This window comes from Corallococcus sp. CA041A, from assembly GCF_003612075.1.
GTDB classification, from domain to species: domain Bacteria; phylum Myxococcota; class Myxococcia; order Myxococcales; family Myxococcaceae; genus Corallococcus; species Corallococcus exiguus.
Window position 1 is genome coordinate 1 of sequence record NZ_RAWF01000012.1, and the last position, 22,420, is coordinate 22,420.

At 69.8% G+C, this 22,420-nt stretch carries 23 protein-coding genes; 13 read left to right on the forward strand and 10 right to left on the reverse strand.

The annotated features are described in order from the left end of the window. Nucleotides 1-233 precede the first annotated feature (233 nt). Entirely contained in the window at nt 234-584 is a 351-nt protein-coding gene (locus tag D7V77_RS03875; protein ID WP_120574916.1) for a hypothetical protein, read from the forward strand. A gap of 9 nt (nt 585-593) precedes the next feature. Here D7V77_RS03875 and D7V77_RS03880 read toward each other — a convergent pair whose 3' ends face one another. From D7V77_RS03880 to D7V77_RS03905, 5 genes are all read right to left on the reverse strand, one after another. After that, entirely contained in the window at nt 594-1,925 is a 1,332-nt protein-coding gene (locus D7V77_RS03880) for a di-heme oxidoredictase family protein (RefSeq protein WP_120574969.1), read from the reverse strand. 20 nt (nt 1,926-1,945) lie between these two features. Further along, a complete protein-coding gene (locus D7V77_RS03885; protein WP_233596673.1) occupies nt 1,946-2,803 on the reverse strand; it encodes an imelysin family protein in 858 nt (285 codons plus the stop codon). Nucleotides 2,804-3,295: 492 nt separating this feature from the next. Further along, a complete protein-coding gene (locus D7V77_RS03895) occupies nt 3,296-4,276 on the reverse strand; it encodes a DUF3108 domain-containing protein (protein WP_120574918.1) in 981 nt (326 codons plus the stop codon). Nucleotides 4,277-4,301: 25 nt separating this feature from the next. Further along, nucleotides 4,302-5,987, reverse strand: coding sequence for a DUF4091 domain-containing protein (locus D7V77_RS03900; protein ID WP_120574919.1), 1,686 nt, complete (start codon nt 5,985-5,987; stop codon nt 4,302-4,304). 36 nt (nt 5,988-6,023) lie between these two features. Further along, the gene (locus tag D7V77_RS03905; protein ID WP_120574920.1) at nt 6,024-6,830 is read right to left on the reverse strand and encodes a DUF3108 domain-containing protein; all 807 of its coding nucleotides are present in this window, start codon (nt 6,828-6,830) and stop codon (nt 6,024-6,026) included. A 293-nt stretch (nt 6,831-7,123) separates the two neighbouring features. Here D7V77_RS03905 and D7V77_RS03910 point away from each other — a divergent pair, with 293 nt between their 5' ends. Next, a complete protein-coding gene (locus D7V77_RS03910) occupies nt 7,124-7,342 on the forward strand; it encodes a hypothetical protein (protein ID WP_120574921.1) in 219 nt (72 codons plus the stop codon). A 7-nt stretch (nt 7,343-7,349) separates the two neighbouring features. Here D7V77_RS03910 and D7V77_RS03915 read toward each other — a convergent pair whose 3' ends face one another. Both D7V77_RS03915 and D7V77_RS03920 read right to left on the reverse strand, forming a co-directional pair. Continuing rightward, nucleotides 7,350-8,018, reverse strand: coding sequence for a YggS family pyridoxal phosphate-dependent enzyme (locus tag D7V77_RS03915; RefSeq protein ID WP_120574922.1), 669 nt, complete (start codon nt 8,016-8,018; stop codon nt 7,350-7,352). Then, nucleotides 8,015-8,608 carry a nucleoside triphosphate pyrophosphatase gene (locus tag D7V77_RS03920; protein ID WP_120574923.1) on the reverse strand — a complete coding sequence of 198 codons (594 nt, stop codon included), beginning with the start codon at nt 8,606-8,608 and terminating at the stop codon, nt 8,015-8,017. The genes D7V77_RS03915 and D7V77_RS03920 overlap by 4 nt, the downstream gene beginning before the upstream one ends. Nucleotides 8,609-8,672: 64 nt before the next feature. On the opposite strand from D7V77_RS03920, the gene D7V77_RS03925 reads away from it, so the two are divergent. Then, a complete protein-coding gene (locus D7V77_RS03925; RefSeq protein WP_120574924.1) occupies nt 8,673-9,773 on the forward strand; it encodes a sensor domain-containing diguanylate cyclase in 1,101 nt (366 codons plus the stop codon). Here D7V77_RS03925 and D7V77_RS03930 read toward each other — a convergent pair whose 3' ends face one another. Further along, entirely contained in the window at nt 9,774-11,351 is a 1,578-nt protein-coding gene (locus D7V77_RS03930; protein ID WP_120574925.1) for a SurA N-terminal domain-containing protein, read from the reverse strand. A 230-nt stretch (nt 11,352-11,581) separates the two neighbouring features. Between D7V77_RS03930 and mreC the strand changes: the two genes are divergently transcribed. From mreC to D7V77_RS03955, 5 genes are read left to right on the forward strand one after another with little or no spacing between them, the layout of a single operon-like run. Further along, entirely contained in the window at nt 11,582-12,448 is an 867-nt protein-coding gene (mreC, locus tag D7V77_RS03935; protein ID WP_120574926.1) for a rod shape-determining protein MreC, read from the forward strand. Then, nucleotides 12,445-12,945, forward strand: a complete 501-nt coding sequence (locus tag D7V77_RS03940) for a hypothetical protein (protein WP_120574927.1) — start codon at nt 12,445-12,447, stop codon at nt 12,943-12,945. Before mreC ends, D7V77_RS03940 begins: the two co-directional genes overlap by 4 nt. Further along, complete coding sequence (gene mrdA, locus D7V77_RS03945; protein WP_120574928.1) at nt 12,942-14,999, forward strand: penicillin-binding protein 2; 2,058 nt, start codon at nt 12,942-12,944, stop codon at nt 14,997-14,999. Before D7V77_RS03940 ends, mrdA begins: the two co-directional genes overlap by 4 nt. 7 nt (nt 15,000-15,006) lie before the next feature. Beyond that, nucleotides 15,007-16,134, forward strand: a complete 1,128-nt coding sequence (gene rodA, locus D7V77_RS03950) for a rod shape-determining protein RodA (protein ID WP_167548497.1) — start codon at nt 15,007-15,009, stop codon at nt 16,132-16,134. Nucleotides 16,135-16,152: 18 nt separating this feature from the next. Then, a complete protein-coding gene (locus D7V77_RS03955) occupies nt 16,153-16,794 on the forward strand; it encodes a PilZ domain-containing protein (protein ID WP_120574930.1) in 642 nt (213 codons plus the stop codon). 16 nt (nt 16,795-16,810) lie between these two features. Here the strand turns inward: D7V77_RS03955 and D7V77_RS03960 are convergent, their stop codons facing one another. Beyond that, entirely contained in the window at nt 16,811-17,152 is a 342-nt protein-coding gene (locus tag D7V77_RS03960) for a hypothetical protein (RefSeq protein WP_120574931.1), read from the reverse strand. Nucleotides 17,153-17,590: 438 nt separating this feature from the next. Further along, the gene (trxA, locus tag D7V77_RS03965) at nt 17,591-17,917 is read right to left on the reverse strand and encodes a thioredoxin (protein WP_120574932.1); all 327 of its coding nucleotides are present in this window, start codon (nt 17,915-17,917) and stop codon (nt 17,591-17,593) included. Between the two features lie 174 nt (nt 17,918-18,091). On the opposite strand from trxA, the gene D7V77_RS03970 reads away from it, so the two are divergent. Genes D7V77_RS03970 through D7V77_RS03990 form a run of 5 tightly spaced genes read left to right on the forward strand, consistent with a single transcriptional unit; the run spans nt 18,092 to nt 22,385 of the window. Next, on the forward strand, nt 18,092-18,454 hold the full coding sequence (locus D7V77_RS03970) for a hypothetical protein (protein ID WP_120574933.1): 363 nt from the start codon (nt 18,092-18,094) through the stop codon (nt 18,452-18,454). A gap of 55 nt (nt 18,455-18,509) precedes the next feature. Further along, a complete protein-coding gene (locus tag D7V77_RS03975) occupies nt 18,510-19,322 on the forward strand; it encodes an inner membrane protein YpjD (RefSeq protein WP_120574934.1) in 813 nt (270 codons plus the stop codon). A gap of 2 nt (nt 19,323-19,324) precedes the next feature. Continuing rightward, entirely contained in the window at nt 19,325-20,665 is a 1,341-nt protein-coding gene (gene hemA / locus D7V77_RS03980) for a glutamyl-tRNA reductase (RefSeq protein ID WP_120574935.1), read from the forward strand. Nucleotides 20,666-20,670: 5 nt separating this feature from the next. Beyond that, nucleotides 20,671-21,612 (forward strand): hydroxymethylbilane synthase, encoded by a 942-nt coding sequence (gene hemC / locus D7V77_RS03985; RefSeq protein ID WP_120574970.1) that lies wholly within the window; start codon nt 20,671-20,673, stop codon nt 21,610-21,612. An 11-nt stretch (nt 21,613-21,623) separates the two neighbouring features. Further along, nucleotides 21,624-22,385 carry a uroporphyrinogen-III synthase gene (locus D7V77_RS03990; protein WP_120574936.1) on the forward strand — a complete coding sequence of 254 codons (762 nt, stop codon included), beginning with the start codon at nt 21,624-21,626 and terminating at the stop codon, nt 22,383-22,385. Nucleotides 22,386-22,420 lie beyond the last annotated feature (35 nt).

Sequence of the window (22,420 nt, forward strand, 5' to 3'; positions counted from 1 at the left end):
GGCCCACAACATCCGCCGGCTGCTGACACGCAGCCGGCTTTTTTGCGTCTACTTCGTGCTGGAGGCCCCTGCCTCCCTTGAGGCTCAGTAGCCAGTCAGCCTTCACCCCTATTCCGCGCAGACCTCCAGTCGGACAGGTTCGCGAGCCGCGCCTCTGACGGGGCCGCGTTTCGCACCGGCGGGCAGGGGGTGGGAAAATTGACCGGGCGCTACGGACCTGTAGCGTCCTGAGCATGCCCCCTCCCGTGGCAGCCCTCGCCACCCCCGCGATGTTGCGCCGTACCGACCCCGTTCGCGGGGCCGTGGAGCGCCTGGCCCGGACGCTGCCCGTGCGCGAGGACGCCACCGTCCTCCTGGACTTCGTGGAGGACGACCTCCGCGAGGGCCTGGATGCCCTGGGCGACGTGCAGGCGCACTTCTACGATCTGCTCCTGGCCCTCCACCGCGAGACGCTCACGCCGGTCGCCCTGATGAACGCGGGCGAGAACCTGCACGTGCTCCAGCGCCTGGAGGACCTGAACGAGGTGGTGACGCAGCTGCGCCGCCGCTTGTCGCAGGCCGCCGGGATGATCCGCAACGGCTGAAGCCGGGCGCTACATCGACTGGAGGAAGCGCACCAGCGCGTCCCGGTCGCTGGCGGACAGGTTGCGGAACCCCTCCCGCGCCCGCTCCGCCTCACCGCCGTGCCACAGCACGGCCTCTTCCAACGTCCGGGCCCGCCCGTCGTGCAGGTAGCCCGAGTACGGAAGAATCGTCTGTGTCAGTCCCAGGCCCCACAGGGGCGCGGTGCGCCACTCGGTGCCGGTGGCGTCCCCATCCGGCCGCCCGTCCGCCAGGTCCGCGCCCATGTCGTGCAGCAGCAGGTCCGTGTACGGGTGGATGCGCTGATGCGACAGCTCCGCTACCGGGTGCTCCCCGGTCTCCAGCGTGTCGCGGTGGCACTTCACGCAGCCCAGGTCCTTGAACTTCGCCTCGCCGCGCTTCACCGCCGCGTTGTCCAGCGCCGTGCGCGCCGGCACCCCGAGCGACTGCGCGTAGAACACCGCTGAGTCCAGCGTCTTCATGGGCAGCTCGAAGCCGCCCCCCGCGTCCGGGAAGAGGGGATTCGTAATCCCCATGTCGTTGAAATAGGCCTCCGCTGACTGCTGCCGCAGGTTGGGGCTGTTCGCCTTCCACCCGAAGCGCCCCGGCACCAGCGCGAGCGCCTGCACGTCCCACACGGTGTTCAGCCGGCCGGAAATCCCGTCCCCGTTCGCATCCGTGGGGTCTTCCAGCGCCCGCAGCGTGGCCAGGTCCACCGCTTCCAGCAGTCCCAGGCCCACCACCGGCGGCGGCAGGCGCAGCGACGTGAGCATGCCCGCGGGCGGAGACGACCCGTCCGGCATCACGATGGTGATGCGCGGCGAGCGCAGGCCATACGCCGTCCCGTCCGCGTACTTCCCCGCGCGCTCCTCCCACGCGAGCGTCACGGTGGCCTCCGGCGACGCGCCGTAGACGGCCTGGTCTTGAATCTGGAGCCCCAGCCCGGGCACCGGCACCGCGCCGTTCGGGTGCTCTGGCGTGCCGTCCGGAAGGCTCACGCGCACCAGCAATTGCGTGCGCGTCGGTCCGCCCCCCATCACCGGCATGCCTCGCCCGTTGCGCAGGTGACAGCCATTGCAGGAGGCGTTGTTGTACGCGGGCCCCAACCCCGGGTTCACCGGGGCGGGGCCGGGCACGAAGACGGCCGCGAAGGCGGCGTCGCCCTCGCGGTGAAGCGCTTCATGCTCCGTGGTGAGGTTGGGGGCGGGCTGCGCGAACGCTCGCGACGTGCGGTCGTCGATGGTCGTGTCGCCCCCCGCGCGTGGCGAAGCCCCAGGGGCTTCGGCTTCCGTGCCGCAGCCCGCGAGCCACAGCAGCATTCCGAGTCCCAGCGTCTGTCGCATCGCGTTCCCCCGCTCCCACATCAGGGAAGGATGATAGCCTTCACGTCCACCTGGAAGGTGTCGTGCAGCTTGCGGATGGCGGCCTGCGCACCCTCGATTTCATCCGCGGAGGCCGGGTCCTTGATGGACACCGGGAACGGCTCTGGCACCTTGCCCAGCGCCGCGATGGCCGCCGCGATCTCCGCCTTCACGCGCGTGTCCAGCGCCGCGTCGCGCTCCTTCACCACGTCCGACATGGACAGGCCCTTCTGCGCGGCCTCCGGGCGGTGGCCCAGGTAGACGTTCTCCACGCTGCGCATGTTGTTGGTGAAGTCAGACAGCGAGTTGAGCGCGAACTGGCTCTCCACCAGGTTCGCGTCCTTCGCGTCGTACGGGTCGGCGATCTTCCCGTTGGCCACCTCGTCCAGGATGACCAGGATGCCGCCCAGCATCTCCTGCGCGCCCGCCTCCACCGTGGGGTACGCCGTGTTGCCAGACCCACCCGCGGTGGCCAGCGTGTCGCGGTACGGCGCCTGGCCGTTCACGCCGGTCGCCCAGGACGCCGCCAGGTTGCCGGACACCGTCTTCAGCTCCGCCGTCAGCGCGAGCAGGTACTCGAACTGGCGCGCGTTGAACTCCTCCGGCTTCTTCACCTGGCCCTCGCCGAAGAGCAGGTACTCCGTCGTGTGGAAGCCCTTCTGCGTCTCCTGCAGGTTGCTCACGTACTGCTGGGACAGCGTGTCGTTGTTGCCGAGCACCGCGTCCAGGTCCGTGCGGTTCACCGGCCAGCTGTCCATCGCCGGGTCCCACCCGTTGCTGTCCACTGGCCCGAACAGGAAGGACTCGCTCTGCTCCCACGGCACGCGCGCGGCGAACCACGCGTCCTGTGCCCCCTTCAACGTCGTCGTGCTCGGGGCGTTCCTCAGCGCCCGCGCCGCCGTGCTCGAACTCCACCTCGAACTCGGCCTCGAGCCCGTACTCCGGCAGCCCTGCCTCCAGCTCCAGCACCAGGCGCGTCGTGTCGAACACGAGCCGCGAGTCCTTCTGCGAGCCGTTCGCCCGGTTCTGGTTCTCGCCGTAGTTGAAGTACGCGAACTGGAGGTCCGCGTACGCGTTCACGGACAGGTCCAGCTTCGGCTTGCTGCCTACCGTCAGGACGCGCTCCTTCTCGTTCTCACCGACGCGGCCTTCGTCGGCGCGGGCCGCGGAAGGCATCAGGAACAGGGGGGCGCACAGCAAACTCAGGAGGGGGTGCAAGTGTTGGGGACGCATCGAGCGGCGCGCACCCTACGCTCGGCTTTTTGACTTTGCAGACCATTCTCAATTTGGAGGCAATGAAAAGCCCGCGCTCCATGCGGGAGGCGGGCCTGGGGCGGGGGCTCAACCCCGCGTCACCACTTGAGATCTTCCTTGCCCTGCGCCTCCAGGGGTTTTTCACCGGGGCGCTTCACGCCGGTCAGCGTCAGACGCACCGCGCCCAGGTCGATGGCGCCCACGGCGGCCAGGGGGAGGCGGCGGTCGTCGTCGGAAATCCACACGTGGATGTCGCGCGTCTGCGACGGCCGGTCGATGCGCACGGCGGTGCCGGCCAGGTGCCAGGCGTCGAACTCGCCCAGGGGCAGCGACACGTGCTCGCGCTCCACCACGGTGGCCGTCATGCGCCACATGCGGCGGATGCCGTACACGTCGAAGCACACCGGCATGTCCTTCTTCAGGGGCAGCTGGCGGATGAGGTAGATGGCGCCCGCGACGTCCAGGCCGTCCTTGTCGTAGGCGTAGTCGAAGTGGCCCTTGGGGCGATCCCCAATCTGGTAGTCCACCTTGACGCTCTTGTCCTGCGCGCTGAAGTCCACGTTCACCTTGCGGCGCTGCTCGTTCTCCACGGCCTCCTCGGTGTAGCGCGAGGGGCGCAGCGTCTTGGGGTGCAGGTAGCTGGTCGCGCTGCCGCGCACCCGGCGCACCTTGGAGAACAGCGTGTTCGTCTGCGCCTCCACCAACACCGGCAGCGAGCCGTTGGCGGGGCGCTGCACGCGCATGGTGAGCTTGCCCGCCTTCGCGCCCATGGCGTCCATGTCGAACTCGAGCAGCTCGCCCGGTTTGAAGGCCAGCGGTGAGCGCAGCACGGGCAGGGCCTGCTCACAGGGCTTCACCGCGACCACGGGCTCGTCCGGGGCCGGGGTGGAGGACGCGTCGCCGGTGTTCTCCGCGTTCGCCGCGGGCTTCGCCGGGTCGGAGGGTTCCGTCACCGTCGGGAGTCTGGAGGGACTCAGGATGTTGATGGGACGGGGCTGGGCCTCCTGGGCCTGTCCCGGGATGGCGCCAAGGGCGCTGAAGGCGAGGCAGGCCGCGACGAGGGTGCGCATGGGCTTCATTCTGCTTCCTCCCAGGGGGGAGTGACTACGGGGTTCCCCCGGAAGTCCGACGTCCGGAGCGCTTCGCTTGTTCAGCCGATTTCCGCTTCACGATGCGCTCGGTCACTTCCTTGCGCACCGCTTCCCATTCCGCCGGGTCCCTCGTGATTTCGTACCCGGACTTCGCCAGCCGCTTCGCCGCCGCCCTGGCGAAGGCGCCGTCGCCGAGCGACGTGAGCAGGCGCAGGTATTCGTAGTCCTCCAGGCCGTCACGGATGTGTTTCAGCCGCAGGGAGACCACGGGTTGGTGCTGGGTGCCCCCCAGCTTCGCGGGCGTGCCCGGGTAGAAGAGGGTGCCGTCGCCGTTGCCGCCGAACTCGAAGAGGTCCGCCCAGACATCCTTCTTCGTGTTGTAGGCGAAGACGGTGTCGAAATAGAGCTCGCCGTCCACGCCGCTCTCGAAGGCCAGCGGGCCCATGGCGCGGTTGAGCGGGGCGGGGTGGTCCACCATGTACGAGGCCCAATCGCTGTACGCCCTGTCCAGCGCCTTGTCCGGCGGCGGGCCGCCCGTGCAGCCGTGGGCCATACAGCTCTGGTACCACCACACCTTCGCGCGCGAGCTCAGCTTCGCGCGAGCGGTCGCGGCGTTGGCCACGTTGTGGCACGTCTGCGGGCCCTCGCGCGGGTAGAAGCAGTTGATGATGGGCGTGAGGATGTCCACGGAGCCCAGGAGCGCGGGATTCAGCGACGTGGTGACGAGCACCGGGATGTCCGCCCCCGCGTCGCGCACGCGCTTGGACTGCGCCTTCACCAGCGGGAAGTCCGCGGGCTTGGGTTCGTCCTTGGCGTAGAAGAAGAGCTGCGCCTTCCAGCCCTTGTCCTCGAAGTGCTTCTGGAAGGCGCGGTAGTACGCGCTCTTCTCCGCGTCCGTGGAGGCCTTGCGGTTGTCACGCACGTCCGCCGTGGTGAAGCGCGCGCCGGAGGGCAGCACGCTTCCGTCCAGGAAGGGCCCCAGCTCCGCGTCGTACGCGGTCCAGTCCAGCACCGCGCGGCCGTCCTGGAACTTCACCGGCGGCGGATCCATGCCCATGCCGTGCGCGCTCACGCGGTGCTCCAGCAGCGTCTTGCCGTACTCGCGCAGGAGCGCCTTCGCCTCCGGAGACTCCGCCGGGATGCCGTGCCCCTTCGCGATGCTGTACAGCGAGATGCCGAAGCTGTTGGGCAGCGACGACGTCGCGGGCAATTCGAAGGGCTGCACCTCCACGCTGAAGGGGACGGCCGGCAGTTCCTTTCCATCCACCGCCGCGCTCAGGCTCCCCGCATAGGTGCCCGGGGCCTGCTTCGCCGGAACGCAGACCTCCACGTAGACGACCGTCGGATGTCTGGGATTGGCGGGCGCCGACAGGGGCACCAGCGCGTCGGGCCACGGGCCCGTCTTGCCCTCGCCGTTGGAGGGCGTCTTCACGTCCAGGAAGGCCTCGCGCCACGCGTCCACGGTGAGCGGCGCGCCCGGCCCCTTGAGGGCCAGGGGCTTCATCGTCACGCGCGTCACGCCCTGGGGGAGCACCAGCTGCGTGCCCTCGCATTCACCCCGGGCCGCGCTGAGGCGGGCCTCCTTCGCGCCCTTCGGCGTCGCGTCCGGCCGCACCTTCACCAGCGGCGACACCACCTGCACGCCGCCCGGCGCGGCGGAAAGCGCCGCCGCCACTGCCCATGCCCAACCCACGCCCATGCCCCCTGCCTTCCCCTGGTTGGCGGACGACGTTTTTCAGTCGCCCGAGTTGTCCGCCCGGGCCACCGCCACCACGCGGCCCGGCTTGTAGTCCGTCAGCTCCGCCACGACGGTGCCCAGCGCGAAGTCCGCTTCGATTCGCACCGGCACGTGATGCGCATCCGCGCTGAGGTACGCCACCAGGTCGCGCTTGGATTCCAGCTTGCCGCCGAAGTCGGTGTGCACGCGCACGCGGAAGGTGTCTCGCGCTCCCGCGGGCGTCGTCACCGTCTCGCGGCCCTCCACCGTGGCGCTCATGGTGAACTGCTTGCTGCCGGTGAACACCGGGTAGGAATAGGAGCGGCCCACCACCAGCTCCTGGCCGCGCAGCGCGAACGTCGCGCCCGCCACGTCCATGGTGCCCTCGGGCAGCGTGTGCTCGGACTCGCGCGGCGGGTCGCTCTCCTTCTGCTTGATGACCTTCGCGCCCGCGCCGTCCGCGGAGAGCTGGATGCGCTGACGGCGGCGCTTGCGGTTCTCCTCCGAGTGCAGGTCGCTTCCCGTCACCCGCTGGGTGCCCGCGTCCCAGTACGACACGAAGCGGCTCTTGAGCGGGTAGACGCCCACCAGGTCGTCCGACTTCGCCATGGACACGATGGGCCACACGCTCTGGCCCCACTGCGTCATGGGCGAGCCCACCGTCACCGTCGCCGTGCCGGCCGTCAGCCCCAGGTAGCGCACCCGGTACTGGGCCTGCTCACCCGGGCCAAACGCCGCGCCGGTGGGCTCCTGGGCATGCGCCAGCGTGGACCCCAAGAGTCCCACCACCGCCGCCGTGAACCCCCACCTGGACAGACTGCGCATCGGGTGTGCTCCCTTGCTTGCAAGTTAGGTGGCCGGCCCGCCCAAGCCAACCGCGCCCCTCAACCGCCCCCGCCACCGGACATTTCCAGGACGGGCGGCCGTGGGACAGCATTCAAAGCCGTCCGGCCGCCCTCCGGACGCGCCTGGGAAAGACTGACAGGGGACGGAAATGGCGGCCCGCAGGGGTACACGCCCGCAAGGGTCGCTGACAAATGGCGGACAGTCCGGCGCGCCTGCCTGGATGCCTGGCAGGGTACCCCCGGACGCAACGCCCGGTGCTAGCGTCCGGGGCCATGGCCAACGACTTCCACTTCGACGACGACGACTTCGCCAAGGACTCGGGCTCCGGCGGCAGCCGCGTGTTGAAGGAGTTCGACTGTCCCGGCTGCAACGCCAACAACCCCGTGGACGAGACGTTCACCGACGGGGACGAGGTGCGCTGCAACTACTGCGGCTGCGAGTACAAGGCGCTCGTCAACCAGGAGGGGCGGGTGCGGTTCCGCGAGCTGTGAGCGGGCTTCAGGCGCGCTCGCCGAAGATGGCGGTGCCCACGCGCACGGCGGTGGCGCCCTCCAGGATGGCCTGCTCGAAGTCGTGCGTGGTGCCCATGGACAGGGCCCTCAGCGCATGCGTCGCCGCCAGCTCGCGCAGCCGGGCGAAGCCCTCGCGCATCCGCGCCACGTCGTCCGTGGGCGGCGGCAGCGCCATCAGCCCCACCACCTGGAGGTTCGGCAGCTCGCGCACCTGCGACAGGAAGCCGCCCAGCGCGTCCGGGGTGAGCCCGTGCTTGGTGTCCTCGCCGCCCAGGTTGAGCTCCACGTAGCAGGGCAGGGGAGGGGAGCCCGCGCGCCGCTTCGACAGCTCCGTGGCGACGTCCAGCCGCTCCAGCGCATGGAAGGCGTGCGCGACGCGGGCCACGTACTTCACCTTGTTCGTCTGCAGCGACCCGATGGCGTGCCAGCGCAGTCCGTCCAGGTCCTTGAGCTCCTCTGCCTTGTCCCGCAGCTCCTGGGCGTAGTTCTCCCCGAAGTCGCGCTGCCCCGCGGCGTAAGCCTCGCGGATGAGCGCCGCGGGCTTGAGCTTGGACACGGCCACCAGCGTCACCGACGACTCCGGCCGCCCCGCGCTCGCGCAGGCCTTCGCCACGCGCTCGCGCACCCGCGCCAGGTTGTCCGCCACGCTGCTCATCGCTGACCTTCCGTCCAGGGCAGCGGCATGCCCACGCGCTTCAGCAACGCCAGCGTCTCTCCCAGCGGCAGGCCCACGACGTTGGAGTGGCTGCCGTCAATTCCCTGCACCAGGAAACCGCCCTTGCCCTGGATGGCGTAGGCGCCCGCCTTGTCCAGCGGTTCGCCGGTGTCCGCGTACCAGGCAATCTCATCCGGCGAGAGCGTGCGAAAAGTCACCTGCGTGCGAACCACCTGGGCGTCCCGGGCACGGCCGGCCACCGCGATGCCGGTGAAGACCTCATGGATCCGGCCGGACAGCCGGGCGATCATCCGCCGCGCCTCCGCCGCGTCCCGGGGCTTGCCGAGCAGCTCCGACCCCAGGGCCACGGTGGTGTCCGCGGCCAGCACCCATGCGTCCGGGTGTCGGGTGGCGACCGTGCGAGCCTTCTCCACGGCCAGCCGGAGCACGTAGTCCGACGCAATTTCTCCGGCCATCGGCGTTTCATCGATATCCGCCGCCGCCACGGTGAAGCGAAGGCCCAACTGGGCCAATAAATCCTTGCGCCGGGGCGATGCGGAGGCGAGAACGAAGCGTTCGGTTGGATCCATGGGCGGGTGCGGGATGTTTCGCGCTCGCGGGCCTTAGCAGACTTGCGCTCCAGAGGGCACCTCGATGAACCCCGCGGACCTCCTGTCGGCCATGAAGCGGACAGTGGAGCAACTGGCCGCCTACAACGAGATGGCCAAGGCGCTGACCTCCACGCTGGAGCTGCGCGAAGTGCTCGCGCTGGTGATGCAGAAGGTCAGCGCACTGCTCAAACCGCGCAACTGGTCGCTCATCCTCCAGGACGAGCGCAGCGCAAAGCTCTACTTCGAAATCGCCGTGGGGGAGGGCGCCGAAGCGCTCAAGGGCCTCCAGCTCAATCCGGGGGAAGGCATCGCCGGGGCGGTGTTCTCCTCGGGCGTCGCGCGGCTCGTCCACGACGTGGCCGGCGATTCCAGCTTCGCGCCCCGCTTCGATGAGGCCTCCGCCTTCCACACCCGCTCGCTGCTCGCCGTGCCGCTGGTGGCGCGCGAGCGCGTGCTGGGCGTGATTGAACTGGTCAACGGCCCCACCGAGCCCGGCTTCACGCATGACGACCTCACCGCCCTGTCCGCCATCGCGGACTACGCGGCCATCGCCATCGAGAACGCGCGCAACTTCCGCCGCGTCCAGGAGCTCACCATCACGGACGAGCACACCGGCTGCTTCAACGCGCGGCACCTGCGCGCGCAGCTGGAGCAGGAGGTGAAGCGCTCGGCGCGCTTCCGCCACCCGCTGTCGCTCGTGTTCCTGGACCTGGACCACTTCAAGTCCATCAACGACCGGCACGGGCACCTGGTGGGCAGCGCCACGCTCAAGGAGGTGGGGGACCTGCTCATCAGCCTGGGCCGCCACAACCTGGACGCCGTCTTCCGCTACGGCGGCGACGAGTTCGCGGTGATGTTGATTGAGACGGACAAGGAAGGGGCCCAGGTCATCGCCCAGCGCATCTGCGAGGCGTTCCGCGGCCAGCGCTTCCTGCGCGCGCAGGGGCTGGACGTGGCGCTCACCGCGAGCGTCGGGGTGGCCTCCTTCCCGGAGCACGCCACCACTTCCACGGACCTCATCCGCGCGGCGGACTTCGCCATGTACGCGGCCAAGGGCCGGGGCCGGGACCGCATCGCGGTCTCCGAGGCCCCTTCGGCGGAGGGGACCCCGCTGGAGGTCCCCTACGCCCGCTCCGGCGGGTGACTACCCCGCGGCGCCCAACACCGAGTCGATGGCCTCGTTGTTGGTGACGACGTTGCCGCTCTTCTTCAGCGACTTGAGGAAGGACTCCGTCAGCTCGATCTGCTTGGCCTGACGGGCCTGGGTGCGCAGCTCCTCCTTGCGCTTGTCGAAGCCCGCGGTGTCCGGCTTCTCGCGCTCCACCACCTGCGCGACGATGTTCGCCTCGCCCACGGTGAAGACCTCGCCCAGCACCGCCGGACCGCTGGCCTCGAAGGTGGCCTTCACCAGGCCCGGCGCCGGACCCAGGTGCGGCACGGAGTCACCCTGAGCGGTGAAGCTGTCCGTCTCCACGGCCTCCGGCTTCGTCTCCGCCTCGAAGCGCAGCAGCGCGGGCTGCTGGCCGGCGGGGACCGGGAACTGCTCCTTCAGGGACTTGCCGGCCTTCGCCGCCGCCAGGGCCTTCTCGGCCTCCGCCTTCGCCAGCCCCTTCGCCTGCTCCTGCTTGTAGAGGCTGGTGGCGATCTCGCCCTTCACGTCGTCCAGCTTCTTGGCCTGGGCTTCCTTCTTCTCCTCCACCTTCACCAGGTGCACGCCCAGCGCGGACTCCACCGGCTGCGTCACTTCCCCGGCCTTCAGGGAGAACGCCGCGTCGGCCAGCGCCGGGTCCCACGTGGTGCGCTCCACCCAGCCCAGCTCGCCGCCCTTCAGCTTGGTGGCGTCGTCGTCGCTGCTCGCCTTGGCCAGCGTGGCGAAGTCCTTGCCGCCATCCAGCTCCTTGCGCAGGCCTTCCGCCTTCGCCTTCGCCTGGGCCTTCTGCTCGGGCGTGGCGTCCGGGGCCACCTTCACCAGAATCTGGCGGGCGCGGATCCGCTCCGGCACGTTGTAGACGAAGCTGTTCGCCGCGTAATAGTCGGCGATCTCCTTCTCGTGCGTCTTCTGGAACTCCGCGAGCTTCGCGGGCGTGGGCGCGGGGACCTTGTCCGCGAACATCGTGGGCAGGAAGCGGGCGAACACCAGCTTCGCCTGGTTGCCTTCCTTCTCGTAGCGGGCGCGGACCTCGTCGTCCGACACCACGGCACCCGTGCGCACCACGTCCAGCATCTTCTGGGCGGCCATCTGCCGGCGCAGCTCCTGCTCGTACTCCTGGGGCGTGCGGCGGTAGAAGTCGCGCAGCACCTGCTGGTAGCGGGCGAAGTCGAACGCGCCTTCCTTGTTATGGAAGTCGGTGTTCTCGTGGATGAGCTTGCGAAGCTCCTCATCCGAGGGGCTGATGCCGTGGCGCTCCGCCGACTGGGCGAGCAGCTCCGCGTTCACCAGCCGGTCGAGCACCTGCTTGTCCAGGCCGAACTGGCGGGCCACCGACTCCGGGATGGGGTTGCCCTGCGAACGCAGGAAGTTCATCTGCCGCGACCAGGCCATGCTGAAGTCGCGTACAGGGATCTCCTTGCCATTCACCGTGGCCACCGCGCTGGCGGTGGGCGCCTGGCTGCCCTTGTCCGCGAACCCGTTGCTGCCAGGGCCGAACTGGAGCGTGAACACCACGGCGATGCCGATGATGAACAGGAGGGAGAAGACCTTCCGGGGATTCAAACCGTCCATTGTGGTCACTTCACGGTCGGAAGCGCCCGCGAATCACCTTGCGGAAGGTCTCGCGGCGCCGTGTTGTTGGTAGCCCGGCCGGTGGGGATGCATGAGTGTCAACACCCCCTCATCCGGGCCTTGACTGCCTAGGACAACAGACCGGAAAATGCAAGCGATTCAGCCAGCTTAGCCCGACCCTCTCCCCCTTCCATCCGCGTCCTTCGCCCACCCCGGGAAAGCCCCCGTCCGTGCTGTCTCTTCTCAAGCGGTACCGCCGCTTCCTCCTCGTAGCCGCCCTCCTCCTGTACCCCCTCGGCGCCTTCCTGCTGGGCGGGCGGCGCGGCCGCGACCCGAACTTCGTCGACCGGGGCGTCATCGCGCTCACGGCCCCCGTGCAGCAGGGGCTCACCGCCGGCATCGACGGCGCCGTGGCCGCGGTGCGCAACTACCTGGACCTGCGCGGCGTCCGTCAGGACAATGACGCGCTGCGGCTGGAGAACCTGCAGTTGCGGGCGACGGTGCAGGCCCTGGGCGAGGCCCGCTCGGAGAACGGGCGGCTGCGAAAGCTGCTGGCGTACGCGGAGGCCGTGCCCGGGCCGGAGATTCCGGCGCGGGTGGTGGGCGTCAATCCGGTGGCCAAGCTCCTGTCGGTGCGGATCAGCAGCGGGGAGAAGGACGGGGTGTTCCGGGGCATGTCGGTGGTGACGCCGGACGGGATTGTCGGGCAGGTCATCCGGTCCACGGGCGGCTACGCGGACGTGGCGCTGGTGACGGATCCGCAGAGCCGGGTGGCGGTGCGCGTGCAGCGCTCGCGGGCCCGAGGCACGGCGGCGGGCGCGGGCAGCGGCCCCCTGACGCTGGAGAACATGCTGCGCACGGAGGACGTGGAGGACGGCGACCTCATCATCACCTCCGGCACGGACGGCATCTATCCTCCCGGGCTGGTGGTGGGGCGGGTGACGCAGCTGGAGAAGAAGGAGCACGGCATGTTCCAGGGCGCGGACATCACTCCCGCGGTGGACACCAGCCGGCTGGAGGAGGTGTTGGTGGTGGGCAGTCCGTACAGTGAGATGACCGCCACCGGCGGGGCCTCCACGGAGGGCACGCAGAAATGAAGTTCCTGGTGACCGTCATGCTGGCGCTGGTGCTGCTCACGCTGGAGTCCGTGTTCGTCCAACAGGCAGGGCTGGTGCTGGGCCGCGTGGACGTCACGGTGGTGCTGGTGGCCTTCCTCGCGCTCCGGGCGAGCCTCACCGAGGGGGCGTGCTCCGCCTTCGCGGTGGGCTACCTGCTGGACCTGATGAGCGGCCAGCCCACGGGCCTGTTCACGTTCCTCGCGGTGTTCACCTTCCTGGTGGGCCGCCTGGTGGCGTCGTTCGTGGACGTGCGAGGGCCCGTGGCCTTCGCGCTGTTCGCCATGGGCGCGGACCTGGGGCACGCCCTCTTGTCCACGTTCTTCACGTGGCTCACGCTGAAGGACGGCTCCACGGCGCCGCAGCTCTCCGGCATGCCGGTGCAGCTGGCGCTCACGGGCGTGGCGGCCCTGTTGCTCTTCCCGCTGTTCAAGCGGTTTGAAGTGGCGCAGGAGCGCCCGGCGGGGTTGCTCCGTTGACGCCTCCGACCATTGGCAACACCACTCCAGGCCGGGACCTGAAGCGCCGCTTCCTGTGGCTGGGCCTGGCCATGTCGCTGGGCATGGTGGCGCTGGCCATCCAGCTGTACCGGCTCCAGCTCATCCGCCATGAAGAGTACGCCGCCAAGAGCGTGGCGAACTTCGTGAAGGAGGTGCGCCTGCGCGCCGACCGCGGCGTCATCAAGGACGCGCGCGGCACCATCCTGGTGGACAGCCGTCCGTCGTTCGACGCCTTCGTCACTCCGGCTTTCTGCACGGACTGCTTCGAGCAGGTGATTCCCCGCCTGGGCGAGCTGCTCCAGTGGGACCCCGAGCAGCGCAAGAAGATTGAAGACCTGGTCCGCTCGAGCCGCCGCAACGCGCCCTTCCAGCCGGTGCCGGTGCGCGTGGACCTGACGCGCGACGAGTACGACCGGCTCAACGCCCGGCGCGACATCCTGGACGGCGTGGAGGTGGTGCCCGTGCCGCACCGCAACTACCGCGCGGACACGGTGCTGTCGCACGTGCTGGGCTACATGAACGAAATCACCCAGGAGGAGCTGGAGCGCCTCAACGGGGACGGCGCGAAGTACGCGCTGGGCGACTACATCGGCCGGCGCGGCCTGGAGCGCTACTTCGAGTCCAAGCTGCGCGGGCGGGACGGCGTGCGCAAGGAAGTGGTGAACGCGCGCGGCCAGACGATTGAAGAGCTCAACGACAAGCTGGGGGAGAACGCCGTCATTCCTCCCACGGCCGGCAGCAACGTGGTGCTCTCCATCGACATGCGCCTCCAGGAGGAAGCGGAGCGCGCGTTCCCGGGCGTGACGGGCGCGGTGGTGGCCATCGACGTGAACACCGGCTTCATCAAGGCGCTGGTGTCCCGCCCCGGCTTCGACCCCAATCTCCTGACGGGCCGCGTGACGCCGTCACAGATGGCCACGCTGGCGAGGGATCCGCTCCACCCGATGATCAACCGCGTGGCCGCGGAGCACTACAGCCCGGGCTCCACGTTCAAGGTCGTGACGCAGCTGGCGGCCTTCAAGTCCGGGGCGTTCCGGCCGGAGACGGTGGTGCACTGCTCCGGCGGCTACCGGCTGGGCGCGCGCGTGTGGCGCTGCCACAAGGACAGCGGCCACGGGCCCCTGGACGGCCGGGGCGCCATGAAGGCGTCGTGCGACGCGTGGTTCTACAAGGTGGCGGACACCATCGGCCTGGACCCCATCGCGGAGATGGGCAAGTCGCTGGGCCTGGGCCGCCCCACCGGCATCGGCGTGGTGGCGGAGGTGCCGGGCATCATGCCGTCCAGCGCGTACCACGACAAAGCCTCGCCGGGCGGCTACACCAAGGGCATGGCGCTCAACAGCGCCATCGGGCAGGGCGACGACAACGTGACGCCCCTGCAACTGGCGCTCGTCTACGCGGCCGTGGCCAACGGCGGGAAGCTCTACAAGCCGCAGATGGTGCAGCGGCTGGAGAACCTGGACGGGCAGGTGATGGAGGAGTTCAAGCCGGAGGTGGTGTCTCAGACGGACATCAACCCCGCGCACCTGAAGGCCATCGTGGAGGGCCTGGAGGCGGTGGCGCAGGAGCCCGGCGGCACCGCGTACCGCGCGAAGCTCAAGTCGGGCCTGCCCGCGGACTTCCTGGTGGCGGCCAAGACGGGCACCGCGCAGGTGGCGCGCATCGGCGCCGTGCGTCTGAAGACGCACCAGATGAGCTACTTCGAGCGCGACCACGCGTGGTTCGCCGGCTTCGCCCCCGCGAACAAGCCGGAGCTGGCCGTGGTGGTGCTCAACGAGCACGGCGGCCATGGTGGCGTGGACGCGGCGCCCACGGCGCTGGCCGTGATGAAGAAGTACTTCGAATTGAAGGCGCAGGACGCGACGTCACCGCCGCCCCGCGCCAACCAGCCCTACACGCCGTCGCTGCCGCCGGCGCCCAGCCTGGATGAAGCCTCGCTCACCCGCGCGGTGCCGCCGCCCAAGGTGAACCTGCCGGGAGAGCCCATCCAGCCGCCCTCGGAAACCGGAGACGACAGTGCAACTGCGGATTGAGCGCCGGATGATGCCCCACGTGCCGTGGGGGCTCGTCGTGTGCGTGCTGGGCGTGTGCGCGCTGGGCATCTGGAACCTGGCGTCCGCGTCCCGCCCCCCCATGGCGCCGGTGTGGACCAGCCAGGCGCTCTACCTGGGCGTGGGCCTGGGCGCGGTGCTGATGGTGTGCCTGGTGGACTACCGCTGGATCCAGCGGATGGCCTTCCCCATCTACGTGCTCAACATCCTGGCGCTGCTGGCGTTGCGGCTGGTGGGGCATACGGCCAAGGGCGCGGAGAGCTGGTTCGTCATTGGCCCGTTCCGCCTGCAGCCCGCCGAGTTCATGAAGATTGGCGTCGTGCTGATGCTGGCCAAGGTCTACCACGACGACTTCCAGCCCAATCAGCCGTCCTACGGGCTCGTACGGCTGTGGAAGCCGGTACTGGTGGTGATGGTGCCCTTCACGCTGGTGCTGGTGCAGCCGGACCTGGGCACCGCGCTGATGATCTTCCTGTCCTCCGGCACCGTCATCCTCTTCGGCAAGGTGCGCTGGTACCTGGGCGCCACCATCGTGGCGGGCGTGCTGGTGGGCGGCCTCATCATCTGGAACGACTACGTCCGGGAGATGCCCGAGCCTCGCAGCACCGTCGTGCGCCACTACCTCAAGAAACACCAGAGCCAGCGCATCTCCGGGTGGTTGGACCCGGAAGCGGACCTGCGCGGCAGCGGCTATCACGCCGCGCAATCCAAGATTGCCGTGGGCTCCGGTGGCCTCACCGGCAAGGGCTGGCGTGAGGGAACCCAGACAGGTCTGCGCTTCCTGCCGGAACAGCACACGGATTTCATCTTCTCCGTGTGGGCCGAGGAGCACGGCTTCTTCTCTTGTCTCCTGTTGCTCGTGCTCTACGGCGGCATCTTCATTCTCGGGCTGGGCGTGGGATTCAGTGCACGAGACCGTTTTGGAGCGTTCGTCGCGGTGGGGGTGGTGGCCACACTTTTCTGGCAGGTGTTCGAAAACATCGGCATGGTCATTGGCCTGTTGCCGGTGACGGGCATCACGCTGCCCCTCATGAGCTACGGCGGCTCCTCGATGCTGTCGGTGATGTTGTGCATCGGGCTGCTGGTGAACATCAGCATGCGCCGTCACATGTTCTGACGGCCGCGGAGGCTTCCGATGGTGGTGCAGAGGAAGGGTGTGACGACGGCGAAGGCCGGCACGGCGGTCCGCGGGCCGGAGGACACGCAGGCACCCCGGCCGTTGGTTCCGCCGGTGGGCACTTCACGCAACGTGCCCCTGCCCGGCGCGGTGCCCCGCATCGAAATGAACCAGGGGGAGCCGGAGCACCGGCACTTCCCGCGCGCGCAGCTGGCCACGCACTTCGACCTCTGGATGGAGGACGACGCGGGCGGCCGGCGCTTCTCCGCCGGGCTCACGTCCGTGAACGTGAGCGTCAGCGGTGCCTTCCTCGCGAGCACCTTCTTCCTGCCCATGGGCTCGGTGGTGCGCGCGCGCTTCGCGCTGGAGGAGGGGGCCGCCCCCGTGGAGGCTCGCGCGGAGATTGTGCGGGAGGAGCGTGGCCCGGAGGATGAGGGCCGCAGCGGGTTCGCCCTGCGCTTCCTGGACTTCTCAGGTCAGACGGAGGTGGCGCTCGCCCGGCTCTTCCTGGGCATGCGCCTGAGGGCCTTCACGGAGGACTACCTCAAGTCCCAGCGCGCCCGCTCCCTGCCCAATGAGCTGGAGCGGGTCATCGACGTGATGGCGGCCTGGGAGCTGCTCAAGGCCACCACGCCCGGAGACCCCTGGCGCGGCGAGTAGGGCCCCGGTACGGGGGTCAGGCGGGCTTGCCGGTGGCGATCTGCCTGCGGCGCTCGGCCTGGTAGTGCGCGGAACACAGGCCCTTGGAGCGCTGCTCGCGAGTGCAACCACTCACCGTGCAGCGGCGGTCCATGGGCACCGGCCCGCCCGCCACCGTCTTGGGGGGACGGCCGCGGCGGCGACCCGCCATCACCGCGCCATTGCCCGGCGACGCCGTGACGGCGCCCATGCTCGGCATTCCCGTGTTCAGCGCGCGCAGCATGCCGCGGCCGATGGCATCACCCAGGGCCTCCGCCCACGACGTCAGGGCAGGGGTCAGCGGTGCTTGCGAGGTCAATTCTTTGCGAAGGCGTGCCATGAAAACTCCTGTAGAAACTCGCCAATCAAGACAGGCGTGTACTCGCGACTTCTGTCTGTTGTGGCGAACTCTGTCAACAAGACATGTTGGGGTCGTGTTTGACTCGCAATGCAGTTTCAATGTCTGTTGAACAAAACACGACGGGAGGATCGCCCAGCCGTCCCTGTCGGGCGTTTGTCTCAAGGGCAGAGAAATGTCTGCGTCAGGGGGCAACCTGCACCCGGTACGTGAAAGCCCTTAGCGTCGCGGTGAGTTGTCTTTCTACAGACATATCGAACCGCCAGGCATGTCACGCCGGGGTGTCTGGTTGGGAGCCCAGACGCAGCGTCCCCTCTCACCGGGCGCGGAGTCTGGCGGTGAGAGCCAGCGGCGCCGTGGGTGGGAGGGGACGAAGGAGACGGCCGCGAAGCGCGGGCCCGTCACCGGGGACACACGGACTTAGAGACTCTTCCGGATCGCGTCCTCGATGCGCGACTTCGGCACCGCGCCGACAATCTGCTCCACGACCTTGCCGCCCTTGAAGAGCAACAGGGTGGGGATGGAGCGGATGCCAAACTGCTGAGGCGTGTCCTGGTTCGCGTCGATGTCCATCTTCGCGAACGTCACCTGGCCCTTGTACTGGGCGGACAGCGCCTCCACGGAGGGCGCGATGGCGCGGCAGGGAGCGCACCAGGTGGCCCAGAAGTCCACGAGCACGGGTTGTTGAGAATCCAGGACCTGCTTCTGGAAGTCCGAATCACTGATGTTGATCACGTCGCCAGCCATGTCGTCACCTCGTGTCTACTGCTTGAGTAGGATACGTCCTGAGCTTCGCGTCCGGCGGGTGCCAGGGGGGCGGGAAGGCCGGGCCGCTTCCGGTGGAACGGATGCCGCATCTGGCCGGAGGTTGCACCCCATTTCCAGGCCCGCCGGACATGAGGGTGGTGTAGTCTGTGGGGCGTGACGAAGCTCTTCCTGTCCCAGGCCCAGCTCGAGGAGTGGGCGCTGGAGGACAAAGCAGACCTGCGCGAGGGCCGCCTGGTGGTCGCCGCCGAAGGCGGGAGCACCTGGCCGCTCACACCCGCTGTCCACGTGGTGCAGCTGGTGTCCGGGGAGGACACGCACCAACTGGTATCCCGGGTGAAGACCGAGGAGCAGCTCGGCCGGCTGGGCGCCGAGCAGATGGCCGACTCCATCCTGGTCGGGGACTCCGCGTACGAAGTCGTTCCGGGTTATGTCGCGGAGGTGGGGGCGCCCGCCCCCGAGCGCAAGCCCAATTCGGAGACCGACCTGCTGGCGGCCTTCATTCTCAATAAAATGTAAAACGGGCTGAGGCAGGACTGAATGCCTCCTCGGCCGGGGTTATGAGCCTGCCGCCATGAGCCATACGCTCGTCTCGCTCGCCTGCCACGCCTACGGCCTGGCCGCGCTCGTCTACCTCGCCTTCCTGGTCCGCCAGTCCCAGGTGCTCGCCGTCACCGGCCGGGTGCTGGTGGGGACCGGGCTGCTGATGCATTGCGTTGCGCTCATGGGCCTTCTGAGCGCGCAGGGGGGCCGGTTGGTGGGCCCCGCGCAGGGCATGTCCACCTTCGCCTTCCTGCTGCTGGCGCTCTTCCTGGCGCTGGATGTGCGCTACCGCAAGCCCGTCATTGGCGCGTTCCTCACGCCGCTGGCGGTGGCGGTGCTGCTCATCGGGATGCTGTTGCACGGCGGGTCCACGCCGCTGCCGGACGCGGTGCGCCAGCCGCTGTTGCCGGTGCATGTCACCATCGCGCTTCTGGGCATGACGGCCTTCGGCGTGGCGGCGGGGGTGGGCGTCATGTACCTGCTGATGGAGCGGGAGGTGAAGGCCAAGCACTTCGGGCTGCTCTTCTCCCGGCTGCCGTCCCTGGAGTTCCTGGACACGCTCAACCGGCGGCTCGTGGTGTGGGGGTTCATCGCGCTGTCGCTCACGCTGGCGACCGGCGCCCTGTTCACCACCACGCTGCGGGGGCTCGCCTGGGCGCTCGAAGCCAAGCACGTGGCGACGTTCGTCGCCTGGGGCGTGTTCGCCGCGCTCGTCAACGCGCGCATCTTCGCCGGCTGGCGTGGCCGGCGGGTGGCGCTGCTCACCATGGCCGGCTTCTGCCTGGTGCTGGTCTCCTTCCTGTCGTCCTACGACCTGTCCGCCGCTGGCCCGGGGATGCCGTAGCCATGGAAATCATCTGTATCGGCGTGTCACACCGCACCGCGCCCCTGGGTGTCCGCGAGCGGCTGGCATTGCCTGAAGCCCGGCAGTCGGAAGTGTTGCAGCGGCTGGCGCAATCGCCCGTGGAGGCGCTCTGGGTGTCCACGTGCAACCGCGTGGAGGTGTACCTGGCGGCCCCCAGCGCGGAGTTGGCGCGGGAGCGCGCGCGGGAGACGCTGCACTCGCTGGGCGGCGCGGAGGCGTTGGAGCACCTGTACGAGCACCAGGGCGAGGCGGCGCTCGTGCACCTGTTCCGCGTGGCGTCCAGCCTGGACTCCATGGTGCTGGGCGAGGCGCAGATTCTTGGGCAGGTGAAGGACGCCTTCGAGCGCGGTCAGGGCGCGGGCGCGGTGCGCGGTGAGTTGACGCGTGCGTGCGCGGCGGCGTTCGGTTGCGCCAAGCGCGTGCGCACGGAGACGGCGGTGGGTCGCGCGGCGACGTCCATGGCGTCCGCGGCCGTGCAGCTGGCGAGCAAGGTGTTCGACGGGCTCAAGGACAAGACCGTGCTGGTGGTGGGCGCGGGAGAGATGGGTGAGCTGGCGGCGCGGCACCTGAAGAACGCGGGCGCCGGGAAGCTCATCGTGACCAACCGCACGCTCGCCCGCGCGGAGGCGCTGGTGGCGGAGGTGGGCGGTGTGGCGAAGCCCTACGAGGAGCTCTTCACGCTGCTCGGCGCCGCGGACGTGGTGGTGACGAGCACCGCGTCGCCGGTGCCCATCTTCACGCGCGAAAATGTCGGCGCGCTGGGCAAGGCGCGCAAGGGACGGCCGCTGTTCATGGTGGACCTGGCGGTGCCGCGAGACATCGACCCGGCGGTGGGGACGTTGGACTGGGTGCACGCGTACGACGTGGATGACATCCAGAAGTTCGTCGCGGACAACACCGCCGCGCGCGCGGAAGAGGCGCACAAGGCGGGCGGGCTGGTGGCGCAGGAGGTGGCGCGCTTCGCCCGGGAGCGCGCGCTGCGCGACGGCATGCCCGTGCTGGCGCGCCTGCGTCAGCGCGCGGAGGCCATTGCCCGCGCGGAGGTGGAGCGCACGCTGCTGGGCCTGGGCGACGGCCTCACCGACAAGCAGAAGAAGAGCATCGAGGCCATGGGGCGAGCCATCGTGAACAAGCTGTTGCATGAGCCCACCGCGCGCCTGCGCGCCGTGGGCCCGCAGGGTGAGGGCAACCGGTTGGCTGGCGCCGCCGCGGAGCTGTTCGGCCTCACGGAGGCGGAGGCCGCCGCCATCGCTCCGGAAGAATCCGCCGCACCTCCACAGGAGGCGCGCAACACCGTGGTGGCCACCGGGAGCCGGCGATGAAGGCGATGAAGACGGTGCGCATCGCGACGCGGGAGAGCCCGCTGGCGCTGTGGCAGGCGAATCACGTGGCCTCGCTCCTCACCGAGCGCAACCCCGGCCTGGAGGTCACCCTGGTGAAGATGATCACCGAGGGCGACCGCTTCCTGTCCGCGCCGCTGTCCGCGGTGGGCGGCAAGGGCCTGTTCGTGAAGGAGATTGAGCAGGCCCTGCTCGACGGCCGCGCGGACGTGGCGGTGCACAGCCTCAAGGACATGACGTCGGTGTTCCCGGAGGGGCTCATCCTGGCGGCGGTGCCGGCGCGCGAGGACCCGCGCGACGCATTCTGCAGCCCGGACGGGCACACGCTGGCGATGCTGCCCGCGGGCGCGAAGGTGGGCACGTCGTCGCTGCGGCGCAGCTGCATCCTGCGCGCGCGCCGGCCGGACCTGGAGATCGTCTCCCTGCGCGGCAACGTGCAGACGCGCCTGCAGAAGACGCGCGATTTGCAGCTCGCGGGCGCCATGCTGGCGGCGGCGGGGCTCAAGCGCCTGGGATTGGACCACCACATCACCCAGGTGGTGCCGGTGGCGGAGAGCCTGCCGGCGGTGGGGCAGGGCGTGTTGGCCATCCAGTGCCGCGAGGCGGACGCGGACGTGCGCGCGCTGCTCGCCCCCCTGGAAGACGCCCTCACGCGCAACGCCGTGCGGGCCGAGCGCGCCTTCCTGGCGAAGCTGGAGGGCGGCTGCAGCGTGCCGCTCGCCGGCCACGCCACGGTGGAGGACGGCCAGGTGTACCTGCGCGGATTGGTGGGCCGGCCGGACGGTTCGCTGGTGGTGCGGGGCGAGGTGAAGGGGCCCGTACCGGAAGCGGAGCGGCTGGGCGAATCGCTCGCGGACGAGCTCCTGTCGCGCGGGGCGGGAGACATCCTGCGCGATTTCGGCCGCCGCGAAGGCGCGTCCCGCGCCTAGAGTGCCAGCCCGTGGACCGGCGACTGGATGGCATCCGAATCTTGGTGACGCGCCCCCGTGAGCGGGCAGAGGAGCTGTGCTTCCTCCTGGAGGACGAGGGCGCGGAGGTCCTCAGCCTGCCGCTGTTGGAGCTGCATCCGCCGGAGGACCCGCGCCCGCTCGCGTCCGCCGCGGAGCACGTGCAGCGCTACCACTGGGTGGTGTTCGCCAGCCCCTCCGCCGTGGAGTCCTTCCTGGAGGCCCTGCGGCTCGCCGGCACGTTGGACCGGCTGTCCCGCGTGAAGCTGGCCGCCGTGGGGCCGCGCACCGCGAGGGCCGTGGAGGGCTTTGGCCTGAAGGTGGAGGCAGAACCCCACGAGGGCACCGGCGCGGCGCTCTTCACCGCCCTGCGCGACGTGCTGGGGCCGGAGGACGACGTGCTCCTGCCCGCGGCGGAGGAGGGGCGGCGGGAGTTGGAGGACGGCCTGCGCGACCTGGGCGTGCGTGTCACGCGCGTGACGGCCTATCGCAGCGCGCCGGCCGCCGTCGACCCGGAGGCGCTCGCCCAGCTGGCCGCGTCCCCGCCCCAGGTGGTGCTCTTTGCTTCGCCGCGCACCGCGGAGGCCTTCGTGGAGGGGGTGGGCCGTGAGCCGCTGGCCTCCGCGAAGGTGGTGGCCATTGGCCCCACCACGGCGACCGCGCTGACGCAGCTGGGAATCCCCGTGGCCGCCGTGGCCGAGCGTCCCACGCCCGAAGCGCTGGTGGATGCCACCGTTCGCGCCGTTCACGGGTAGACTGCGCGCCCGGTGACGTCCGGGCGCCCAGTCGG